Raw genomic sequence first — 18,481 nt, forward strand, 5'->3', positions numbered from 1 at the left:
TGTGTTATTATATTTTTTTTATTAAAATTATAAAAATATATTATTTTAATTTTTATAATAAATTTTTTTTATTAAATAAAGGAATCACTCATGAAAATCAAAGATATGGAAATATTTTTAGATCTTTTAAACACTCAAAGTCCAACTCATACAGCCAACAATTTTTCCATAACCCAACCTAATGTTTCAATAGTAATTAAAAATTTAGAAAATAAATTTGATGGCATTTTATTTGAAAGACTTGGAAAAAAACTCTTACCTACACCAAAAGCTTTAGAACTAGGAAAAAATTGGTTAAAAATTATACAAGCCTACTACCAAAGCTTAGAAAAATTAAACGATGAAAGTATGCTCTTAGGGGAAATAAAAATAGCCTCAACTCAAAGCATTTCTGAACATTTTTTAGCTCCTATTTTATTTGATTTTAAGGCAGAATTTAAAAACATAGAAATTCGCTCTCAAACGCAGAATTCAAAAGAATGTTTAAATTTACTAAAAAACGGAAATATAGAATTTGCAATCATTGAAGCAGAACTTGATCCAGCTTTAGTGGAGTATGAAAATTTAGAAATAAATTTTTGGCAAGATGATGAACTTATAGTAGCTACAAGTGATAAAAAACTCAATGAAAAAGAATTTTATATCGATGAACTTTTGGAACAAAAGTGGATTTTAAGAGAAGTAGGCTCAGGCTTAAGGGATAAATTTTTAAACGAAATTGGTGCAAGCTCAAAAAAACTTAATATTTTTCTTGAACTTGATAGAATGGCTGCGATTAAAGAACTTGTTTTACAAAAAAAAGCAATCTCTATTTTTTCCAAAAAAAGCATAGAAAAAGAATTAAAAAATTCAACACTTTATGAAATTAAATTAAAAAATATCGACCTAAAGCGTAAATTTTATACCTTAAAAAGAAAAAATTATAATTTTAACAGAGCTTTAGAAAAATTTGAAAAAATATTCAAATCATAAACATAATAACCGATTTATATAGAAAGTTAAGCAATTTTTAGATAAAATCCAAAGCTTATATAAATTTCAAGGATAATCAATGAACGCCAAAACTCAAGAAGCTGAATTAGAAGAATTATTTCAAGAAAATGCAAAAGATTATATCACATATGAAAAATTGGTAAAATATCTTACAAAACAACCAAGTGCATCAACCGCTAAAAAAGTGCAAGCATTAATGAAAAAACACAAAGTGCAACTTTTTTCAGCAGCTGAAATTGCACAAATGAAAAACATAGAAGATGCAAAAAGACTTCAAGAAGAAAAACAAAAACTCCAAGATACAAGCCTTGAGAACGAATTTGATTTAGCCAATGAAAACGATTTATTAGAATGGAGTAGATCAGACTCTCCTGTTCGTATGTATTTAAGAGAAATGGGACAAATTGCTTTATTAAACAAAGATGAAGAAATTGAAATTTCCAAAAAAATAGAACTTGGCGAAGATATTATCATTGATGCTTTTTGTTCTGTGCCTTATTTGATAGATTTTATTTTAGATTATAAAGAACCTTTAATAAACAGAGAAAGAAGGGTAAAAGAACTATTTAAAAGCTTTGACGATGAAGAAAAAAGTGATGATAAACTTGATGAACTTGATATAGATGAAGACGAAGAAAACGAAACAGAATTAGAATCAGACGAAGAAAATACTAAAAAAAACAGCAAAAAAGAAGATGAAAGAACTTTAAAAGTTATAGAAAAATTTAAAGCTCTAGAAAAAGCTAAAAAAGATTGGCTAAAAACATCCAAAGACAAAGAAAGTGGAGATGAGCTTTTAGATAAATTAAGCATCGCGTTCAAAAAAAATATTTTAAAAGAAAAATTAATGGATCTAGGCCCTACTTCAAAACTTATTAGCGAAATCGTAAAATCAATGGAAACTGCACTAAAAAGTGATGAAGAATTTGACAAAGAACTTAAGCGTTTAGAATACCGCTTACCTATGTTTTCTGATGAACTTAAAAAACGCCATGCAGATATTTTAAAAGATATTACAAAATTGAGCAAAGAAGAAATCACAGAGCGAGCTTTAGAAACAACCATGGTAAGCACTTATATGGAAATTAAAAAACTATTTCAAACTAAAGAAGCCAGTGAAAAAAGCTTTGATCTTGAAAAATCACGCTTAAAAGAAATTTTGGAGCAAATTAAACGCGGTAAAAAAATCTCTGATGAAGCAAAAGGAAGAATGGCAAAATCAAACTTGCGCCTTGTTGTAAGCATAGCTAAACGCTACACAAATCGTGGTCTGCCTTTCTTAGACCTTATCCAAGAAGGAAATATAGGTTTGATGAAAGCTGTGGATAAATTTGAATACAAAAGGGGTTATAAATTTTCCACTTATGCAACTTGGTGGATCAGGCAAGCTATTTCAAGGGCTATAGCTGATCAAGCAAGAACCATAAGAATTCCAATCCATATGATAGAAACCATCAATCAAATTAACAAAATTATCCGCGAACATCTACAAAAAGATGGAAAAGAACCTGATGTCAGTGTTATAGCTAAAGAAGTAGGTTTAAGCATAGATAAGGTTAAACAAGTTATTAAAATCACAAAAGAACCAATTTCTCTTGAAGCTCCAATAGGAAATGAGGATGATGGTAAATTTGGAGATTTTGTTGAAGATAGAAATTCTCTTTCTCCAATGGATCATATCTTAAAGGATGATTTAAAAGAACAAATTGATGAAGTTTTAGATCAATTAAACGATAGGGAAAAAGCGGTAATTCGAATGCGCTTTGGCTTAATGGATGATGAAAGTGATAGAACTTTAGAGGAAATTGGGAAAGAGCTTAATGTCACTCGAGAAAGAGTGAGACAAATAGAAAGTTCAGCTATAAAAAAACTCAAACATCCTAAAGTAGGAAGAAAACTAAAAAATTATATAGAAGGTTGGAAGTAAGAGTCAATCTCTTGCTAAAAACCCAAATCTTTTTCTTCTTTTAACTTGCGTACATGTTCAAAAAAAACTAATTTTCCGCTATGTTTTTTTAAATTTTTAAATTCCTTAATATCAAATTCTAAACACAAGATAGAAGAAGTTGGAAAAGAAGCTAAACATAGCGAACTTAATAACTCTCCAAGCTCCATTAAACTAGGATTATGACCCACTAAAAATACTTCATTAAACTCATCATCAATATCTTGCAGAATTTTTAGTAAATTTTCAACATTGCAAAGATACAATCTTTCATCAAAACAAATTTTATTTTTATCAAAATTATAAAATTTGGCTATTTTTTTCGCTGTTTTAGCGGTTCTAACAGCAGGACTTGATAGCACCAAATCAGGATGAATTTCATGCGAAGCAAGATTTTTAAAAAGTTTTTTTAAATCTTCCTTTCCACTCTTAGTAAGTTTTCTTTCAAAATCATCGATGTCTTCACTCTTACTTGCTTTTGCATGTCTTATAATATAAATTTTTTTCATTTTACCTCTTTTATTTTAGCTAAAATATAACCACACATAAACCCGAAAATATGACCATACCAAGCAACATTTACCCCCATAAGCAATGGCGCAAAACTCATAAGTAAAATTGCCACTATAAGTCCTTTTGTGCTATTTTTATCAAGAACAGCATAAAAGCCCATTAAAACACAAATTGCACCACTAGCACCTATGACATTTATATTTTCTCCAAAATATTTAAAATCAAAATACACATAAAAAACACTTAAAAGTGAACACAACAATCCGCCAATAAAATAAATAAAAATAAAACGCAAAGCACCCAAATAAGTTTCTAATATACGCCCAAATTGAAACAAAACTATCATATTTAATATAAGATGAGTTAAATTTCCATGTAAAAACATTGAACTTAAAAGCTGCCAATAAGCTCCATTAAAAAATAAAATATTCAAACCAAGGATATTGTAATAATCATAAGAAATCAAAAAATAACATAAAATATTTAAAAAAATTAAAAAAATTGTAAGCAAAATATAAAACCTTTATTTTTTGTAATATTGTCTTAAAATTCACATAAAATTCACATAAATTCTTTACAATTTTACTAAAAAATAATTTAGGAAGAATATTGAAAATTAAATTTTTAAGCATTATTACTATTTTAAGTTTATCCTTAAATGCTGATATAATAATTTCTGCTGATAATTTACCAAGTGTTTCTAAAGAATTTTTACAACATAATTTCAAAGCACCCATAGGGATCGTACAAAAAGACAAAAATTCCTATGAAGTCTATCTTAGCGATGGGACAGAACTTGAATTTGACATAGATGGAGCTTGGAAGGAAATTGAAAATAAAGCCTTTCCTTTTGATCTAGATTTTTTACCTCAAAATTTAGCCAATATCATTAAAAACGAATTTCCAAATATAAAAGCTAGAGAAATCGAAAGAAAAATCAATCATTACAAGATTAAACTTGATAACGATGTAAAAATTCTTATAGATTTTAATGGAACTATCTTGCACAAAGAAATTGATGATTAAAATATAATCAAACCTGCATTATATTTTTAACATCATCATATTCTATCTTTTCTTTTTCAAGCAAAAGCTCTGATAATTTTAAAATTTTATCCTTCATAGAATTTAAAAATTCATCCATTTCTTTTTTTTGTTCATTTAAATTTGACTCTTCTAACATATCAAAACTCAACATATAATCAAGCAATTCTTTAATCTTTAAAAAATCATCTTGCGAGTTAGTATAACTTTCATTATAAATCAATCTCATAGCTCTAGAACCAGCCAAATAAACTTTTATACGATTGATAAGCTCTGATTTTGATCTTATATTATGCTCATATTCTTTAAAACGATCTTCAATAAGAGTGATTTTTTCAAATCCTATGTCAAAATAATACGCACTCAAAGCTTTTGCAGCCTGATAAGTGGCTTGAATTTTCTTCTCTTCATCATTAAAACTTAAAATCTTTTTCTTGCCTAAAAGAACTTTATTTAATACAGCATAAAAATCACTTTCCTCAACTAAAGCACTATTTCTTCTTAAAGCATTAATTGCCGCTTCATTGACCAAAGTTTCAAGCCCTGCTCCACTAAAACCTACGCTTGCTTTGGCGATTTTATTTAAATTGACATTATTGTTTTTATCTTTCATATAAATTTCTAAAATTTTAAGTCTATCCTTAAAATCAGGCAAAGATAAAAAAATTCTCCTATCAAAACGCCCCGAACGCAATAAAGCAGGATCCATAAGTTCGATTTTATTTGTCGCAGCTATAACTATAACCCCGCTATTGTCCTCAAAACCATCCATTTGAGTTAAAAGTTGATTTAAAGTGCTATCTCTTTCAACATTTGACATTTCTCCTCTTGCCTTACCTACGGCATCTATTTCATCAATAAAAACTATGCTAGGTGCCATCATTTTAGCTTTTGAAAAAAGCTCTCTAACTCTTTTTGCACCCATACCTACATAAATTTCAACAAAACTTGAACCACTTTGATAAAAAAATGGCACCCCTGCTTCTCCTGCAACTGCTTTTGCTATCAATGTTTTTCCTACACCAGGTGGGCCTACCATTAAAACACCTTTTGGCATTTTTACACCAAATTCTTTATATTTTTTAGGATTTTGTAAAAAATCCACAAGTTCACTTAGCTCCATTTTAACTTCATCAACACCTGCTACATCATTAAAAGTAATATTTGAAATCACAGGTTTTATATGGGAACTTTCTAAATTTATATTTGAATTTTGAGCTTGAGTGTGATTTTGATTCTTATTTGATATTGGATATTTAGCCAACTCTTTTTTACGAGCAAAATAACCAAGACTTATAACAAGTGCGATAATAAAAATAAGTAAAATAAAAAACACCCAAAGCGTATTATCTTTTTTAACCTCTACGGGAACCTTTGATAAAAGTGTTTTTATATCTATACCATCTTTTATAATTACGTAATTTTCACCTTCTGCCTTAAGCCAAATTTCGTCTTTATCAATCACAGCTTTTTGGATTAAATTTTGGCTTAATAGACTTTGATAAAGATTTTCATCTATATATTTAGGTTCATTTTTAAAATATAAAATTCCCAAAAGCATACATAAAACCATAAAAGATGCTAAAATTATCTTTTTATTTTTCATTATCTAGCCTTTTAAATTTGCAAAGTTAGACTTTTCTTGTACTTCATATTCAGATATAACGATCCATTCTTTAGCTATATCTTTACCACTTTTAATTTTGATCTTATTAAAAAACTGATCATAACCCTCAAAAAAACCATCTTTTTGATTTTCTACCAAAACTTCAAGTGAAACTTGATTTTTTTTTCTAAATTCATAATTATTTTTTTCTACTATGGATTTTAAAGTGTTTAGCCTTTCTTTAGCTAAAGTTCCATTTATCACATCTTTCATAGTAGCAGAATGCGTGTTATTTCTAGGACTAAAAATGAAAGCATGAATATGAGTAAGTGGAAATTCTTTAAAATTTTTTAAAGCTTCTTGCCATAGCTCTTCACTCTCACCTGGATGAGCTACTATAAAATCCGTCCCCAAAGCATATCCTTTGCTTGCTATAGTATTAAAAAGCTTTAAATCATTATCCGTATGCGATCTTCTTCGCATTATACGAAGCATTTTTTCACTTGTATGCTGCAATGCAATATGTAAATGCCTTTCAAGCCAAGTTTCATCTAAGATTTCTAAAAAACTTTCATCAATTTGTGCGGGTTCTAAACTACCTAACCTTATGCGTTTTATACCTGAAATTTGTCCCATTTTTTGTAAAAGCTTGCCTAAACTTGTGCCATTTTTAAGCCCATATGAACCTATATTAGTCCCTGTTAAAACAATTTCACTATAACCATTGGCTCCTAAAATTTCAACCTGTTTTAAAAGAGCTTTTTCATCCACGCTTCTTGATTTTCCCCGCACACTAGGGATAATACAATAAGAACAAGCAAAATCACAACCTTCTTGAATTTTCACAAAAGCTTTGGTATGATTTTCATACTCACAAACTATATCTTTATCAATAAAATTTAAATTTCCAAGTTCATAAAAACTTGTCTTTGCTCCTAAAAATTCATTGATTTTATCTTTATTTGACGCTCCAAGCACTCCAAAAACTTGCTTTTTATCTAAAAGCTCCTTACCTTTGCTTACAGCCCCACAACCTGTAAGTATAACTTTAATGCCTTTTTTTTGCATGGTATTAATATAAGATTTTATCCCGCTATCAGCCCCATTTGTAACCGTGCAAGAATTTACAACGATAATTTGTGCTTTATTCTCATCATTTATAATCTCATAATCTTTTACATAACTTTTTAAAAGCTCTGTATCATAAATATTTGTGCGACACCCAAAGGTTTTAAAAAAAACTTTTTCTTTCAATCCTTATTCCTTGCATGAAAATACATATTTTCATGATGTTGTTCAAAATGATTTTGATTTAAATTTCCTAAATATAAATTTTGCGATGGATAAGCAATTTTTATATCTTTATGCTTATTAAATTCTTTTATAATCTCTTTGCTAATCGTACTTCTTAATACCAAAGCCGCATAAGCATTAGTCATATACCATGCAGAAATTCTCATTCCCCAATGTTCAAAAAACATAAAAAACCTTGGCTCCACTTTAGGATTTTTAATACTATATTCATGTTGTAAACGAGCTATATTTTTTCTAGCAAGCTCAGTATAACCTTTGGCATGGCGTGTAACAATATTTTCTACAATTTCTTGAGCTTTGTCAAGATTGCTATCAAAAGTAACACTTATATCAATGCCATCAAGCACGGTTTTCATACCATGATGGGTATAATTAGCAAGCAAATTTGTAAAAACATAGTTATTAGGAATAAATATAATACGCCCACTACGACGATTTTTATTATAAGTTTCAAGCGTAAGCTCTTCATAAAGAGTAATGCGTAAAAAAGAAATGTCTATAATATCTCCTATATAGGTAGTATCATTTTGAAAAACTTTTACACGATCCCCTACTCTAAAACTTCCGCCAAAAATAATCACACACCATCCAAGCATAGACATAAACATATCTTTCATAGCAATAGCTAAGCCTGCAGAAGCAAAACCAAGTATAGTTACAAGATAAGTAATATTTTCTATATAAGCAAAGAGTAAAATAAGAAAAATAATATTTATATTAATAAAATTAATAATCTTTGTAGCAGTATAATATCTTTCACTATCTTTAATGTATTTTTTAGCAATAAATTTCAACATAAAAGCTATAGCTATGACAATAACAATAGCAACAAGTATATTTACAGCCCTTAAACTTTGAACTTTAATCTCAGCACTTACTCGAGAAAGCTCTTCATCAATTTTTTTCTCATAAACAGAATAAGAAACACTAGCAAAATTCAAAGCTTGCTCAAATTCTTCCAACTTTTTATCCGAAGCTTTTAAAGCTTCTATATTCTCAACACTTGGTTTAAGCTCAACTAATTCCTTAAGTTCTGAGTTTTTTTCCTTGATTTTATCTACTAAATTTTTAAAATCATTAAATTTAAATATATACTCTTCCTTTTCTCCTTTTAATTTCTTAATATGAGAAAAAGCTCCTATAATAGCCAAAGGATTAGTAAGCTTAGATAAAGTTTCTATATTATCAGGGGCACTAAGACTTTGTGCAAAATTTAAATCTTTATATTCTTTAAGCAAGCTCAATTGCTCTTCTAAATTTGCTATCTTGCGTTTAAGTTCTTCTTGATGGTGAATATCAGAAGTCTTTTTTAAATTAAGATTTAAAATGATTAATTCATCATTTATATCTTGATATTTTATAAAATTTTCATAACGTATATTCCAAATACTAGCACTGATTACAGTATTTAAAGTATTAATTTTCTCATTTATATTATTAATAATAGTCCGATTTACATCACCAAAAGCAAAAACAACAAAAAAGGTTAAAATAATAATTTTTTTCATTGGAATTCTCTTAAAGTTGCAATTATATCTTCTTTAGAAATATCACCTTTTATCAAACCCTTACCCAAAGGACTAGCAAGAACAAAATTGATTTTTTTATTAGAGCTTTTTTTATCCATGAAAAAAGCTTCATAAAATTCATCTACATTGTTGATTTTATATGATATTGGCAAACCGAATTTAAGCAAAATATCTTTTATTCTTTGACTTTGCATTTTATCCAAAAGCCCTAAATTTAAAGCCAATTGATTTGCCATAACCATACCTATAGCCACCGCTTCTCCGTGTAAATAAAGCTTATAATCTGTAAAATTTTCTATAACATGAGCAAAAGTATGACCATAATTTAAAAGCATTCTAAGCCTTGATTCTTTTTCATCTTGTTCAACAACCCTTGATTTAAGCTCTATGCTTTTTGCTATAATTTGAGTAAAAATTTCATTCTCACAAGTAGCATTTAAGAAACTTTTTTCATCAATTTTTTCTATAAAATCAAGCATACTATAATCAAACATTGCTGCCATTTTAATAAATTCAGCCATGCCTGCAGCAAGTTCTCTAGAGCTCAAAGTCTTTAAAAAAAAACTCTCACAATATACAGCTTTAGGTTGATAAAAAGTGCCAATAAGATTTTTACCAAAATTATTATTAACACCTGTTTTTCCACCTACTGCTGCATCAACACAGGCTAAAAGTGTAGTAGGAATATTTATAAAATCAATACCTCTTTGATAAATACTAGCAGCAAATCCGCCCATATCACTAATCACGCCACCACCAAAACTTATAAGTACGCTTTTTCTATCCAATTTAGAATTAAACATTTGGTTTAAAATTTCTTCCATGGTGTTTAAATTTTTATATTCTTCACCATCTTTTACAGTGGCAATAAAAATTTCTTTTGCCTTAATTTTAGAAAGTAATGTTTTCAAATGAAGACCTGAAATCTTAGGATTTGAAAGTATAAAAACCTTACTATCAAATTCTAATTCTTCAAGTTCATCAATATAAACCTTATAAGCATTTTCTTTTAACTTAACTTCTACTTGCATTGAACTACTCTTTTTGCGTTTATTCTATCACATTTAATTAATTATTTATTCTACTGGTATGAAAAGTTGGTAATTTTGTCTCATTTTATAATAATGCCTATTTAAATTTGTACTTAAATTTCTGCCAAAATCTCTATTTAGTAATTCTTTTTGAAAACTCACAAATTGTAACAAATCTTCGCGATATTGCAAATTTAAAAGAGGGTTTTCATCATTTTTATTAATAATTTGTATATTTTTATCATAAAGCTTAGATAAACTTCTAAAATACTCCTCCATATCTGTAGTATTTTGAGAATTTGGATTATAATAATATAAAATAACTCCAAAATCAAGCTGTTTGCTTAAATCAGTAATGACATTTGCATTGTTTTCAAGCTCACTCTCATCAGCACTTAAAATAATCGCTTCTTTAAGCTCATCAAAAGAAGCTTCACCCACCTTCATAATAGGAATTTTTAAATCAAAAAAAGCTTGTTTTTCTTTCTCAAAATTTTTTATATCGGTTACAACTAATCCTATATCATTATTTTGCAACCACATGGAAATTTGTTTAAAATCCGTGTTGAAATAATCAAAAAACACACCTTCTTTATCCTCAGAAAGTTTTTTTAATTTTTCATACATTACCCCTAATTTAGGATTGATAACATGTATAAAAAATCTTTTTGCATTGCTTTTTTGAGTTAATTTTAAAGTAGTATCAAGCACTCTTTCTTGCATATTTTGATTCATATTTTTCATATCAATTAAAGCAAAAACATTACTTCCAAAAGGCATAGGAAATTGCCCTGCTTTGCCTCTTATATTATGAAAAATACTTTGTAAAACAACAGGATCCCCAACGATCAAAATGCTATCATTTGGCTCTAGAACAAAAGATGGTTTTACAAAATAAATTTTAGAATTTCTATAAATAAGGACTATGCGCCACCTTTTTTGTTGTATTGAACTTATGTGCCTATAAGCAAAAATAGACCCTGCTGGAATTTTTACTTCCATAATCTCTCCAACTCCAAGTCCTATATACTGAGCTGTTAAAGCAATATCTGGTAAAAAATCCATAAATCTACGGCTTAAAGTCATTCTAGCATCAGCTAAATTTGCATGAGTATCATTAACACTTAACCCCCAAAAATCCATTATTTCTATTTCTAAATTTGGATTTAAAGAACGCAAAGCCTCATAACTTTTTTTAGTTTCAAATTCATCTTGCATATAAATAAAAGCCTGTTTAAAATCCTTACTCATAATATTTTCAAGACGCGCTGTGCTTGTAGGATCAAAATAATGCAAGTCAATATACTCACTAGAAATATTTAAGTTATTTTTTTCACTATTTTGACACACTACTGTAAAAAAGTAACCTAAGCCTTTTTCAAAACAAAGCCTTTCTAAGAAATGCTTTGCTAAAATACCATCTATTATAATTAAAATATTATTCATTTTAAACTCCAAAAAGGAAATTATAGCAAATGGAATTTAAATTAAAGCATAAAGATGGAATGGCAAGGGTTTGTGAAATCACTACCGCACACAGCACTTTTTTAACCCCTGTTTTTATGCCTGTTGGCACAGTAGGAGCGGTTAAAAGTCTTGATGCTAATGATATGAAAAATGAGCTTGATGCAAAAATTATTTTAGCAAATACCTATCACATGTACTTGCGTCCAACTTCCAAAGTAGTAAAAGATTTTGGAGGTTTACATGGATTTACGAAATTTGATAGAAGTTTTTTAACCGATAGTGGTGGTTTTCAAGCTTTTTCTTTAAGTAAAAATTCCAAACATTTTAATGAAGGCATAGAATTTAAAAGTCACATTGATGGAAGTCGTCATCTTTTTACTCCAAAAAGTGTTTTAGATACTCAATATGATTTTAATTCTGATATTATGATGATTTTAGATGATTTAGTAGCCCTACCCGCAACCAAAGAAAGGGTTAAAATTTCTGTTGATCGCACTATACTTTGGGCAAAAGAAGCTATTGCTTATCATAAAAATATGCAAAATAAAGGTATAGGTATAGGGCAAAATATTTTTGGTATTATCCAAGGTGGCACAGATTATGAAGAAAGAAAGCGTTGTGCTTTAAGTTTAAACGAAATGCCATTTGATGGTTTAGCTATAGGTGGGCTTAGCGTTGGCGAAGAAAACACCTTGATGTATGAAACAGTACAAAACTTAAACCCTTATCTAGACGAAAATCGTCCAAGATATTTAATGGGCGTAGGAACGCCTGAAGATTTAGTAGAAAATGTTGAGCGAGGGGTAGATATGTTTGACTGCGTGATGCCAACTAGAAATGCAAGAAATGGAACATTTTTTACAAGTTTTGGAAAATTTAATATTAAAAAAGCAGAATTTATCAACGATCATGAAGTTATAGATCCTACTTGCTCATGTTATACTTGTCGTAATTTTTCAAGGGGTTATTTAAACCATCTTTTTAAAGCTAAAGAACTTACTTTTTTTCGTTTGGCAAGTCTGCACAATCTACATTATTATCTTGAACTTGCAAGAAAGATGCGTGAAGCAATTTTGAACAATTCTTTTACGCAATTTAAAAGAAATTTTTATCACTTAAGAGGCAAATAAAATGCTAGAGCTACACGAAAATCTAAAAAAAATCCTGCAAGCAAAGAATTTAGAAACTTTCTATAGCGAAATTTATGGACAAAAAATTTTTGTTTACGTGGGATTAAATTTAGAAACTTGGCTTTTTAATGATGAAAAAATTTATAAACTTCAAAATGAAGAATTTAAGCTTTCTAGCATAGAAGAATTTTCAAATTTTATTAAATCTATTTTAGAAGATTTTAAAGTACAAAATACTCATTTTCAAAACCTTTTAGAACACAAAGAAGGTATTATCTTAAAAGGTGGTTTTGTTAAAAATTTTTACAAAAAATCCTTTGTTTTAAGACAAAAAATTAACAAAAATCTAAAGCAAATTAATCTTCTAAGTGAAGCTTTCAATCTTTTGCTTAGCGAACAAGCACAATACAAAAAACATTTAAAAATTCTAAATTTATCCATCAGCATCTTAAATAAAAATACCAAAGAACATCTAACAAGAATTGATACTCTTTATACATTAACAAGTGCAATTAAAAATGAAAAAATGAATAAAAGTATTTATCTTTTAAGCATACTTTCTTCTATTTTCTTACCTTTAAATTTGATCGTAGGATTTTTTGGAATGAATACTAATAATCTTTTTTTCAAAGATAGCCCTTATGGTACACTTTATATTTTTTCTTTGATTTGCTGTATTTTGATTGTAGGTTTTATATTTTATCATTCAAAAAAGACTAAAGAATTTGATTTAGATGAAGGTAAAAAAGCTAAAAAACAAACAAAATAAGCAAAATTTTGCTTATTTTAAGAATATTTATATATAATTTTAACTTATTTTTGCGCTCATAGCTCAGCTGGATAGAGCATTTGATTGCGGTTCAAAAGGCCAGAGGTTCGAATCCTCTTGAGCGCACCATCACTTCTTTTCTTAAATAATCTTGAATCATCTGAAATAATCATCTAAAGCATGATATAGCAATGTTTGAAAGCTTCTAAAATAATCTCAAATAATCAATTTTGACAATTTTAAAAGTATATGTTATAGTATATGTTAAATTTTAAAATTCAAAAATAACATATACTTTTTAACATAGGAATATTAAAAATGATTATTGTTAATGATAAGCAACTTAAAACTTTAATTGTAAAAAAAGAACATATATTAAAGATGCATACACAAAAAATCTCTACATCGAAGCAAAAGATTCGCTAAAAGGTACTATTATCTTTTTTTATTTTAGATATAGGTTAAACAAAAAAATACAAAGTATTAAAATAGGAAAATACCCAACAACCACACTGTCAAGCGCAAGAGAAAAAGCAAATATTTTTAATAATATGTTAACTGAAAAAATTGATCCCAAGGAACAAATTCAAAAAGAAGATATAAAAAAATCAAAAACCCTAATAATACACTTAAATTCTTATTTAGAGGCTGAAAATAATCTACAAAAAATCAAGATTTTAGTCAAAATATATCAAAATTTACAAAAATGTAGCCGAACTCCTGATCTTATTGATATAGAAGAACTTGAATTTAACAAAGAAGACATTTTCGAAGAATTATTTTATGCTTTAGGCGGTTTAGGAGGTATGTATTCCGTAGAAATGATACAATCAAGAATTGCAAATTTCATCAAAATACTTGGCGGAGAACCTAAACTTTTATTAGAAAGATTCACAGCATAGACTTCAAAAAGAAGTCTATGTAAATAATCAATTTTAGAAAAAATTAATTATTTAATAACGCAGCTTTTACTGTATCATTTGTTGCTTTGGCATATATAGTAGTAGTATTTAGATTTGCATGTCTTAGAATTTTTTGTATGACCACAAGGTTTGTTCCTTTGGCTGTTAATCTCATGGCTAAAGTGTGTCTAAGCAAATGAAGTCCTTTTTTTGCTGATCAAAGCTTTAGCGTAAATATTATTTACAATCAAAAAAGCATTACTTCTATTTAAATGTTTTCCTGTGCTAGTTTGCATTATGTAATCACTATCTTGGATATTTTCTTTAAAATATTCAAGCTCATCATCTACTTCTTCTTTTTTAATAAATGCAAATTGTTCTTTACCGCCCTTGCCTATTATGGATATTTTTAATATTTCATCATCAACCTCTTCAAAATCACAAAGTTTTACATTTAAAGCTTCAGAAATTCTAAGTCCTCCATAAAGCATAAGTTTTATCAGTAAAGAGTTTCTAAAACTATTATAAACTTCTTTTTTTGCTTTTTCTTTCTCTAAAACATTATTTAGCCTTATAATTTCATTTTCATTAAGATAATTTAATTTTTCTTCTGATTTTTCTGTTCTAAATCTAATTTTCTTCATATCAAAGGAAAAAACAAACAAATCATCATTATTATCGCTTATAAAAGAAAAAAAGCTAGTTAATACTCTCAAATAAGTTATTTTTGTTTTTTTTGATAGTTTATTGCCATTTTTTGAATTATTTTCTAAATAATTAAGAAAATTGACTAAAAAATCAGAAATAGAAGTTTTCACTGGGAAAATTTATATAAAACAAAAATAACAAATTAAAAGGCTTTAGCTCCTAGAATCACCACAAAATCACATAATACCTTTATAGGCGTTATGCCAAATAAAATCAATGCTTTTTTAAGTGATTTAATAGAGAGTTTTGAAAAAGATTTGAATAGCTACTTAAAATAGTATTTAAGATGGGCGATCTCGATCCGCCCTTATAATGATTTTAAATTATATCATACAATAAAAAAATTGTCAATTTAGTTTATATTTAGTATTGCTCTAAAATGTTGATTGTATAATAACATAATATTTAGATTTTCGTTTTAAAGGAGTGCAAATGAGTGATACTATTATTTTAGGTATTTTATTAGAGAAGTACAATAATGCTAAATATAAAAAAGTCGGAAACTGTATTAAACTTCGTTATCAATATCACGATGTAAATGTGAATTTATATTTTGATGGTTATGATAAAAATTATCCTTCAACTTCTATAATATTAGCAATGGATAAATCTTACTATATTACTTCTTTTAATGTGGATAATTTCGATGAAAAAAATCAATATTTAGATAAAATTCCAGATCCTATACTTAATCTTATTAAAGATGAGAATAACAAATTAACTTCATTTTATAATGAGATGAGAAAGCGTATCAAAGAAGATAATTTCCAAAACATTAGTTACAGCAGTGACATAGTGTTTAATAATACTATGCAATATAATAAAAATAAAGAAAATGGTAATCCATTTTTTCATTATATTAGAGCAGCAGTAATGACACCTGAACATTTTAAAAAATTATTCCATAGTATGAATATTTCAAAAGAAATTCTCATGAAAATTCAACAAGCAGGATTTACCATTGTAACTACAAACGACCCCAATAAAAGAAAAAATTTTTATGAGGAACTAAAAAGTAAAGAAATTTTTATAGAAGTTTTATAATAGAACATATTAACGATAAAGACTTTGCAAGAACAAATAGCCGAAAGCCACGCCTCTTTCGGTTAAGTGTTTTTTGTTACAATTGTATTAAGCTTAGACTAAGTGTGGTTTTTATAGAATTTTCAACGGTTTTTTAAGTGAGATAATCAACAAGCTTGATTATCTCGTTAATTAATTCTAAGACAAGAACTAAAAAATCAATGACTACTCATCATGTCTCCTTCTTATAACCGAAAGAGTAGCCATGCTTAATACGCTTTAATTATAGTATTTTTGAATGAATAAGTTTTAATGTTTTATATGAAAATTTGAGTGTTATCTCAATTCTTTCCTATAATTTGTTTTTTTCTTCATCATTATGAAAAATCATTGTTTCAATACAATTTTCTTTACAAAATTGTTTTATTTCATAATTATTGTTTGTTTCATAGAATTTAACAAGATGGGTAAAAAACTCATTCATATCATTCTTAGCAATTGCCAAAATACCGAATCCATTTTCAATTAAAATTTTATTAGCAATTAGCATTGAAGTTCTTTTATTTCCATCAAAAAATAATTGACTTCTCATAAGATATAACATCAAATACAATGCTACTTCTTTTTTATTTTCATTTTTTAAAATTGTTTCTATATTTTCACTAACCTCATAATCAATAGGTAATTTTGGTTTAAAATTTGTTCCACTTATTTTAACATCAGCTGTTCTTAAAAATCCTGATTTATGAACCAAATCTCTGCCTACAATCCTATTAAAGTCCTATATCAAACTCAAACTAACTTTTTCATTAATGGTATCAAACAAATAATTCCAAGCTCTTTTGAGATTTAAAATTATTGTTAAATCTTGTATTGTTTTATCAGGAACACTAAAGCCATCTATAATCATTTGAGTTTCAGGAAAAGTAACATTTACACCTTCTAAATTCGCGGATTTCCAAATAATATCTACAAGGTTTCTTTTTGCTAAAAATATATTTTCTTCTAAAGTTAAATTTCTCATTTTAAATCTTTCCTTCATAAAAATCCGCCTTGAGTTTTAACTCTTGGCGGAAATAACCCTAAAGGCTTAACTATGAAACGACATAGTAAGCGTTTTGTGAGATTATATCTAAACTTTATTAAAAGAATTGCGTTCGGTTTATAAGTGATACTTAATAAAAAGTGTGTATAATACATACTTATAAGGATATTATAGTGAGTAAAAAAGATAAAATTATTAAAGATTTAAAAAATAATCCTAACAATGTGCGCTTTGAAACGCTTAAGATTTTATTAGAAAGCGAAGGTTATGAATGTTTTAATAAAGGCGGATCACATTATCAATTCAGAAAAAAAGAATGTGATCTTATTACTATTCCATTTAAACGCCCTATAAAGGCTATATATGTCAAAATGGTTTTAAAAGCTATAACAGGAGAATGAATGATGAAAGACTTAGATTACTATCTTAATCTACCTTATGAAATTATTATAAAAAAACTTGATGAAAAAGATGGCGGAGGATATTTTGCAAGATATAAAGATTTCCCTTATATTATGGGAGATGGTGAAAATGAAATAGAAGCCTTAAAAGATCTCAAAGAAGCATTTAAAGGAGCATTAGAAGTTATGCTTGAAAAAGGTGATTATATTAAAGAACCTATTGATAATGAAGCAAAAATTAGAATTAATATTACCTTGCCTAAAAGCTTAGTAGAAGCAATAGATACAATAAGCGATAATAGAAGTAAATTCTTAGCTGATCTTGCAAATAGCGCTATAAAGTCTTATAAAATAAGCACTTAAAAATTGACATAGTTAAATAAAAAAAATCCGTTTCAAACCACTAAAAAATAGGCATTTTATAGCAAAAATACTTGCAAAAATTATTAAAAATGGTATAATTATGTTATATAAATTGAGAAAGGAGTTGCTTATGACTCTTATTATTGAAAATGTTAATGAAGATTTTTTACCTGCATTCAAGGGTTTAGCAAAAAGCATAAATGCCAAATGTAAAATTTCTAAGCCTAAGTTGAGTAGTTTTGAAAGTAAGATATTAAATGCAAGCAAAGAACTTGATAAAGAAAAAAAAGTCAATACTGCATTAAGCTTTAATTCGCATCAAGACTTTGTGAAAGCTTATCAAAATGGCAAAATATAAAATTTATTACCATAAAGATTTTATAAAAGCTTACAAAAAAATAAGCGATGAAGAGCGTAAAATAACTGATGAAGTTATTGTAAAACTTTCTAATGATGAGAATTTAGAACCTAAATATAAAGATCATCAATTAAAAGGTGTATTAAAAGATTTTAGAGAATGTCATATAAAGTCTAACTTGTTATTAATTTATCAAAAACATAATAATGAGTTAGAGCTAAATATTTTAAAACTAGGTAGTCATAGTAAGTTATTTAAAAAATATTGAAAGGAATAAAGATGGATAAAGCACACTTAATTATTTATTTAGCAGTATTTGCATCTATCGTTAGTGTTTTAA

20 protein-coding genes, 1 tRNA gene and 2 pseudogenes are annotated in these 18,481 nt (G+C 27.5%); 13 read left to right on the top strand and 10 right to left on the bottom strand.

Annotated features, from left to right (window positions below; all coding sequences use genetic code 11):
- Positions 1 to 90: 90 nt before the first annotated feature.
- Together ELQ06_RS07950 and rpoD are read left to right on the top strand one after the other, a co-directional pair.
- Positions 91 to 972, top strand: a complete 882-nt coding sequence (locus ELQ06_RS07950) for a LysR family transcriptional regulator (RefSeq protein WP_002855820.1) — start codon at positions 91 to 93, stop codon at positions 970 to 972.
- 79 nt (positions 973 to 1,051) lie between these two features.
- A complete protein-coding gene (rpoD, locus tag ELQ06_RS07955; RefSeq protein WP_002883008.1) occupies positions 1,052 to 2,920 on the top strand; it encodes an RNA polymerase sigma factor RpoD in 1,869 nt (622 codons plus the stop codon).
- 14 nt (positions 2,921 to 2,934) lie between these two features.
- Here the strand turns inward: rpoD and ELQ06_RS07960 are convergent, their stop codons facing one another.
- Together ELQ06_RS07960 and ELQ06_RS07965 are read right to left on the bottom strand one after the other, a co-directional pair.
- Positions 2,935 to 3,447: a histidine phosphatase family protein gene (locus ELQ06_RS07960; RefSeq protein ID WP_052781772.1), complete on the bottom strand. Its 513-nt coding sequence runs from the start codon at positions 3,445 to 3,447 to the stop codon at positions 2,935 to 2,937.
- Positions 3,444 to 3,962 (bottom strand): rhomboid family intramembrane serine protease, encoded by a 519-nt coding sequence (locus ELQ06_RS07965; RefSeq protein WP_002853517.1) that lies wholly within the window; start codon positions 3,960 to 3,962, stop codon positions 3,444 to 3,446. Before ELQ06_RS07965 ends, ELQ06_RS07960 begins: the two co-directional genes overlap by 4 nt.
- Before the next feature lie 98 nt (positions 3,963 to 4,060).
- On the opposite strand from ELQ06_RS07965, the gene ELQ06_RS07970 reads away from it, so the two are divergent.
- Entirely contained in the window at positions 4,061 to 4,477 is a 417-nt protein-coding gene (locus tag ELQ06_RS07970; RefSeq protein ID WP_002853760.1) for a PepSY-like domain-containing protein, read from the top strand.
- 7 nt (positions 4,478 to 4,484) lie between these two features.
- Here the strand turns inward: ELQ06_RS07970 and ELQ06_RS07975 are convergent, their stop codons facing one another.
- From ELQ06_RS07975 to ELQ06_RS07995, 5 genes are read right to left on the bottom strand one after another with little or no spacing between them, the layout of a single operon-like run.
- Positions 4,485 to 6,101, bottom strand: a complete 1,617-nt coding sequence (locus tag ELQ06_RS07975; RefSeq protein ID WP_052793812.1) for an ATP-dependent metallopeptidase FtsH/Yme1/Tma family protein — start codon at positions 6,099 to 6,101, stop codon at positions 4,485 to 4,487.
- 3 nt (positions 6,102 to 6,104) lie between these two features.
- Positions 6,105 to 7,355: a tRNA (N(6)-L-threonylcarbamoyladenosine(37)-C(2))-methylthiotransferase MtaB gene (gene mtaB / locus ELQ06_RS07980; RefSeq protein ID WP_052781770.1), complete on the bottom strand. Its 1,251-nt coding sequence runs from the start codon at positions 7,353 to 7,355 to the stop codon at positions 6,105 to 6,107.
- The gene (locus tag ELQ06_RS07985; RefSeq protein WP_052781769.1) at positions 7,352 to 8,923 is read right to left on the bottom strand and encodes a mechanosensitive ion channel domain-containing protein; all 1,572 of its coding nucleotides are present in this window, start codon (positions 8,921 to 8,923) and stop codon (positions 7,352 to 7,354) included. Before ELQ06_RS07985 ends, mtaB begins: the two co-directional genes overlap by 4 nt.
- Positions 8,920 to 9,975: a 3-dehydroquinate synthase gene (aroB, locus tag ELQ06_RS07990; RefSeq protein WP_134237504.1), complete on the bottom strand. Its 1,056-nt coding sequence runs from the start codon at positions 9,973 to 9,975 to the stop codon at positions 8,920 to 8,922. Before aroB ends, ELQ06_RS07985 begins: the two co-directional genes overlap by 4 nt.
- Before the next feature lie 45 nt (positions 9,976 to 10,020).
- Positions 10,021 to 11,421 (bottom strand): COG3400 family protein, encoded by a 1,401-nt coding sequence (locus tag ELQ06_RS07995; RefSeq protein ID WP_002874507.1) that lies wholly within the window; start codon positions 11,419 to 11,421, stop codon positions 10,021 to 10,023.
- A 29-nt stretch (positions 11,422 to 11,450) separates the two neighbouring features.
- On the opposite strand from ELQ06_RS07995, the gene tgt reads away from it, so the two are divergent.
- The 5 genes and pseudogenes from tgt (at position 11,451) to ELQ06_RS08015 (ending at position 14,243) form a co-directional block, all read left to right on the top strand.
- The gene (gene tgt / locus ELQ06_RS08000) at positions 11,451 to 12,572 is read left to right on the top strand and encodes a tRNA guanosine(34) transglycosylase Tgt (RefSeq protein ID WP_002860738.1); all 1,122 of its coding nucleotides are present in this window, start codon (positions 11,451 to 11,453) and stop codon (positions 12,570 to 12,572) included.
- 1 nt (position 12,573) lies between these two features.
- Positions 12,574 to 13,341, top strand: coding sequence for a magnesium transporter CorA family protein (locus ELQ06_RS08005; protein WP_002860739.1), 768 nt, complete (start codon positions 12,574 to 12,576; stop codon positions 13,339 to 13,341).
- Between the two features lie 52 nt (positions 13,342 to 13,393).
- A tRNA-Arg gene (locus ELQ06_RS08010) sits at positions 13,394 to 13,470 on the top strand.
- Positions 13,471 to 13,778: 308 nt separating this feature from the next.
- Positions 13,779 to 13,874: pseudogene (locus ELQ06_RS08995) on the top strand (Arm DNA-binding domain-containing protein); the annotation flags it as partial.
- 18 nt (positions 13,875 to 13,892) lie between these two features.
- Positions 13,893 to 14,243 (top strand): hypothetical protein, encoded by a 351-nt coding sequence (locus ELQ06_RS08015; RefSeq protein WP_002867921.1) that lies wholly within the window; start codon positions 13,893 to 13,895, stop codon positions 14,241 to 14,243.
- Positions 14,244 to 14,286: 43 nt separating this feature from the next.
- On the opposite strand, the pseudogene ELQ06_RS09120 reads toward ELQ06_RS08015, so the two are convergent.
- Positions 14,287 to 15,061, bottom strand: a pseudogene (locus ELQ06_RS09120) (tyrosine-type recombinase/integrase); the annotation flags it as partial.
- 322 nt (positions 15,062 to 15,383) lie between these two features.
- Here ELQ06_RS09120 and ELQ06_RS08030 point away from each other — a divergent pair.
- Positions 15,384 to 15,995, top strand: coding sequence for a DNA repair protein Rad50 (locus ELQ06_RS08030; RefSeq protein ID WP_052793810.1), 612 nt, complete (start codon positions 15,384 to 15,386; stop codon positions 15,993 to 15,995).
- 331 nt (positions 15,996 to 16,326) lie between these two features.
- On the opposite strand, the gene ELQ06_RS08800 is transcribed toward ELQ06_RS08030, so the two are convergent.
- On the bottom strand, positions 16,327 to 16,728 hold the full coding sequence (locus tag ELQ06_RS08800; protein WP_167843127.1) for a Fic family protein: 402 nt from the start codon (positions 16,726 to 16,728) through the stop codon (positions 16,327 to 16,329).
- Between the two features lie 27 nt (positions 16,729 to 16,755).
- Positions 16,756 to 16,998 (bottom strand): hypothetical protein, encoded by a 243-nt coding sequence (locus tag ELQ06_RS08805; protein WP_168977566.1) that lies wholly within the window; start codon positions 16,996 to 16,998, stop codon positions 16,756 to 16,758.
- A gap of 194 nt (positions 16,999 to 17,192) precedes the next feature.
- On the opposite strand from ELQ06_RS08805, the gene ELQ06_RS08040 reads away from it, so the two are divergent.
- From ELQ06_RS08040 to ELQ06_RS08055, 4 genes are all read left to right on the top strand, one after another.
- On the top strand, positions 17,193 to 17,420 hold the full coding sequence (locus tag ELQ06_RS08040; RefSeq protein ID WP_002790357.1) for a type II toxin-antitoxin system HicA family toxin: 228 nt from the start codon (positions 17,193 to 17,195) through the stop codon (positions 17,418 to 17,420).
- A 3-nt stretch (positions 17,421 to 17,423) separates the two neighbouring features.
- Complete coding sequence (locus ELQ06_RS08045) at positions 17,424 to 17,783, top strand: type II toxin-antitoxin system HicB family antitoxin (RefSeq protein ID WP_002779573.1); 360 nt, start codon at positions 17,424 to 17,426, stop codon at positions 17,781 to 17,783.
- Positions 17,784 to 17,913: 130 nt separating this feature from the next.
- The gene (locus tag ELQ06_RS08050) at positions 17,914 to 18,141 is read left to right on the top strand and encodes a hypothetical protein (protein ID WP_002819580.1); all 228 of its coding nucleotides are present in this window, start codon (positions 17,914 to 17,916) and stop codon (positions 18,139 to 18,141) included.
- A complete protein-coding gene (locus ELQ06_RS08055; RefSeq protein WP_002782140.1) occupies positions 18,128 to 18,409 on the top strand; it encodes a type II toxin-antitoxin system YafQ family toxin in 282 nt (93 codons plus the stop codon). The genes ELQ06_RS08050 and ELQ06_RS08055 overlap by 14 nt, the downstream gene beginning before the upstream one ends.
- Positions 18,410 to 18,481 lie beyond the last annotated feature (72 nt).

Source organism: Campylobacter sp. CH246 (genome assembly GCF_004378835.1).
In the GTDB taxonomy this organism is placed as follows: Bacteria; Campylobacterota; Campylobacteria; order Campylobacterales; family Campylobacteraceae; genus Campylobacter_D; species Campylobacter_D jejuni.

Excerpts from the sequence above, each read along its gene's own strand:
- ELQ06_RS07950 (WP_002855820.1), top strand. The coding sequence starts at position 91 with ATGAAAATCAAAGATATGGAAATATTTTTAGATCTTTTAAACACTCAA.
- rpoD (WP_002883008.1), top strand. The coding sequence starts at position 1,052 with ATGAACGCCAAAACTCAAGAAGCTGAATTAGAAGAATTATTTCAAGAA.
- ELQ06_RS07960 (WP_052781772.1), bottom strand. The coding sequence starts at position 3,447 with ATGAAAAAAATTTATATTATAAGACATGCAAAAGCAAGTAAGAGTGAA.
- ELQ06_RS07975 (WP_052793812.1), bottom strand. The coding sequence starts at position 6,101 with ATGAAAAATAAAAAGATAATTTTAGCATCTTTTATGGTTTTATGTATG.
- ELQ06_RS07985 (WP_052781769.1), bottom strand. The coding sequence starts at position 8,923 with ATGAAAAAAATTATTATTTTAACCTTTTTTGTTGTTTTTGCTTTTGGT.
- aroB (WP_134237504.1), bottom strand. The coding sequence starts at position 9,975 with ATGCAAGTAGAAGTTAAGTTAAAAGAAAATGCTTATAAGGTTTATATT.
- ELQ06_RS07995 (WP_002874507.1), bottom strand. The coding sequence starts at position 11,421 with ATGAATAATATTTTAATTATAATAGATGGTATTTTAGCAAAGCATTTC.
- tgt (WP_002860738.1), top strand. The coding sequence starts at position 11,451 with ATGGAATTTAAATTAAAGCATAAAGATGGAATGGCAAGGGTTTGTGAA.
- ELQ06_RS08005 (WP_002860739.1), top strand. The coding sequence starts at position 12,574 with ATGCTAGAGCTACACGAAAATCTAAAAAAAATCCTGCAAGCAAAGAAT.
- ELQ06_RS08015 (WP_002867921.1), top strand. The coding sequence starts at position 13,893 with ATGTTAACTGAAAAAATTGATCCCAAGGAACAAATTCAAAAAGAAGAT.
- ELQ06_RS08030 (WP_052793810.1), top strand. The coding sequence starts at position 15,384 with ATGAGTGATACTATTATTTTAGGTATTTTATTAGAGAAGTACAATAAT.
- ELQ06_RS08805 (WP_168977566.1), bottom strand. The coding sequence starts at position 16,998 with ATGAGAAATTTAACTTTAGAAGAAAATATATTTTTAGCAAAAAGAAAC.
- ELQ06_RS08045 (WP_002779573.1), top strand. The coding sequence starts at position 17,424 with ATGAAAGACTTAGATTACTATCTTAATCTACCTTATGAAATTATTATA.
- ELQ06_RS08050 (WP_002819580.1), top strand. The coding sequence starts at position 17,914 with ATGACTCTTATTATTGAAAATGTTAATGAAGATTTTTTACCTGCATTC.
- ELQ06_RS08055 (WP_002782140.1), top strand. The coding sequence starts at position 18,128 with ATGGCAAAATATAAAATTTATTACCATAAAGATTTTATAAAAGCTTAC.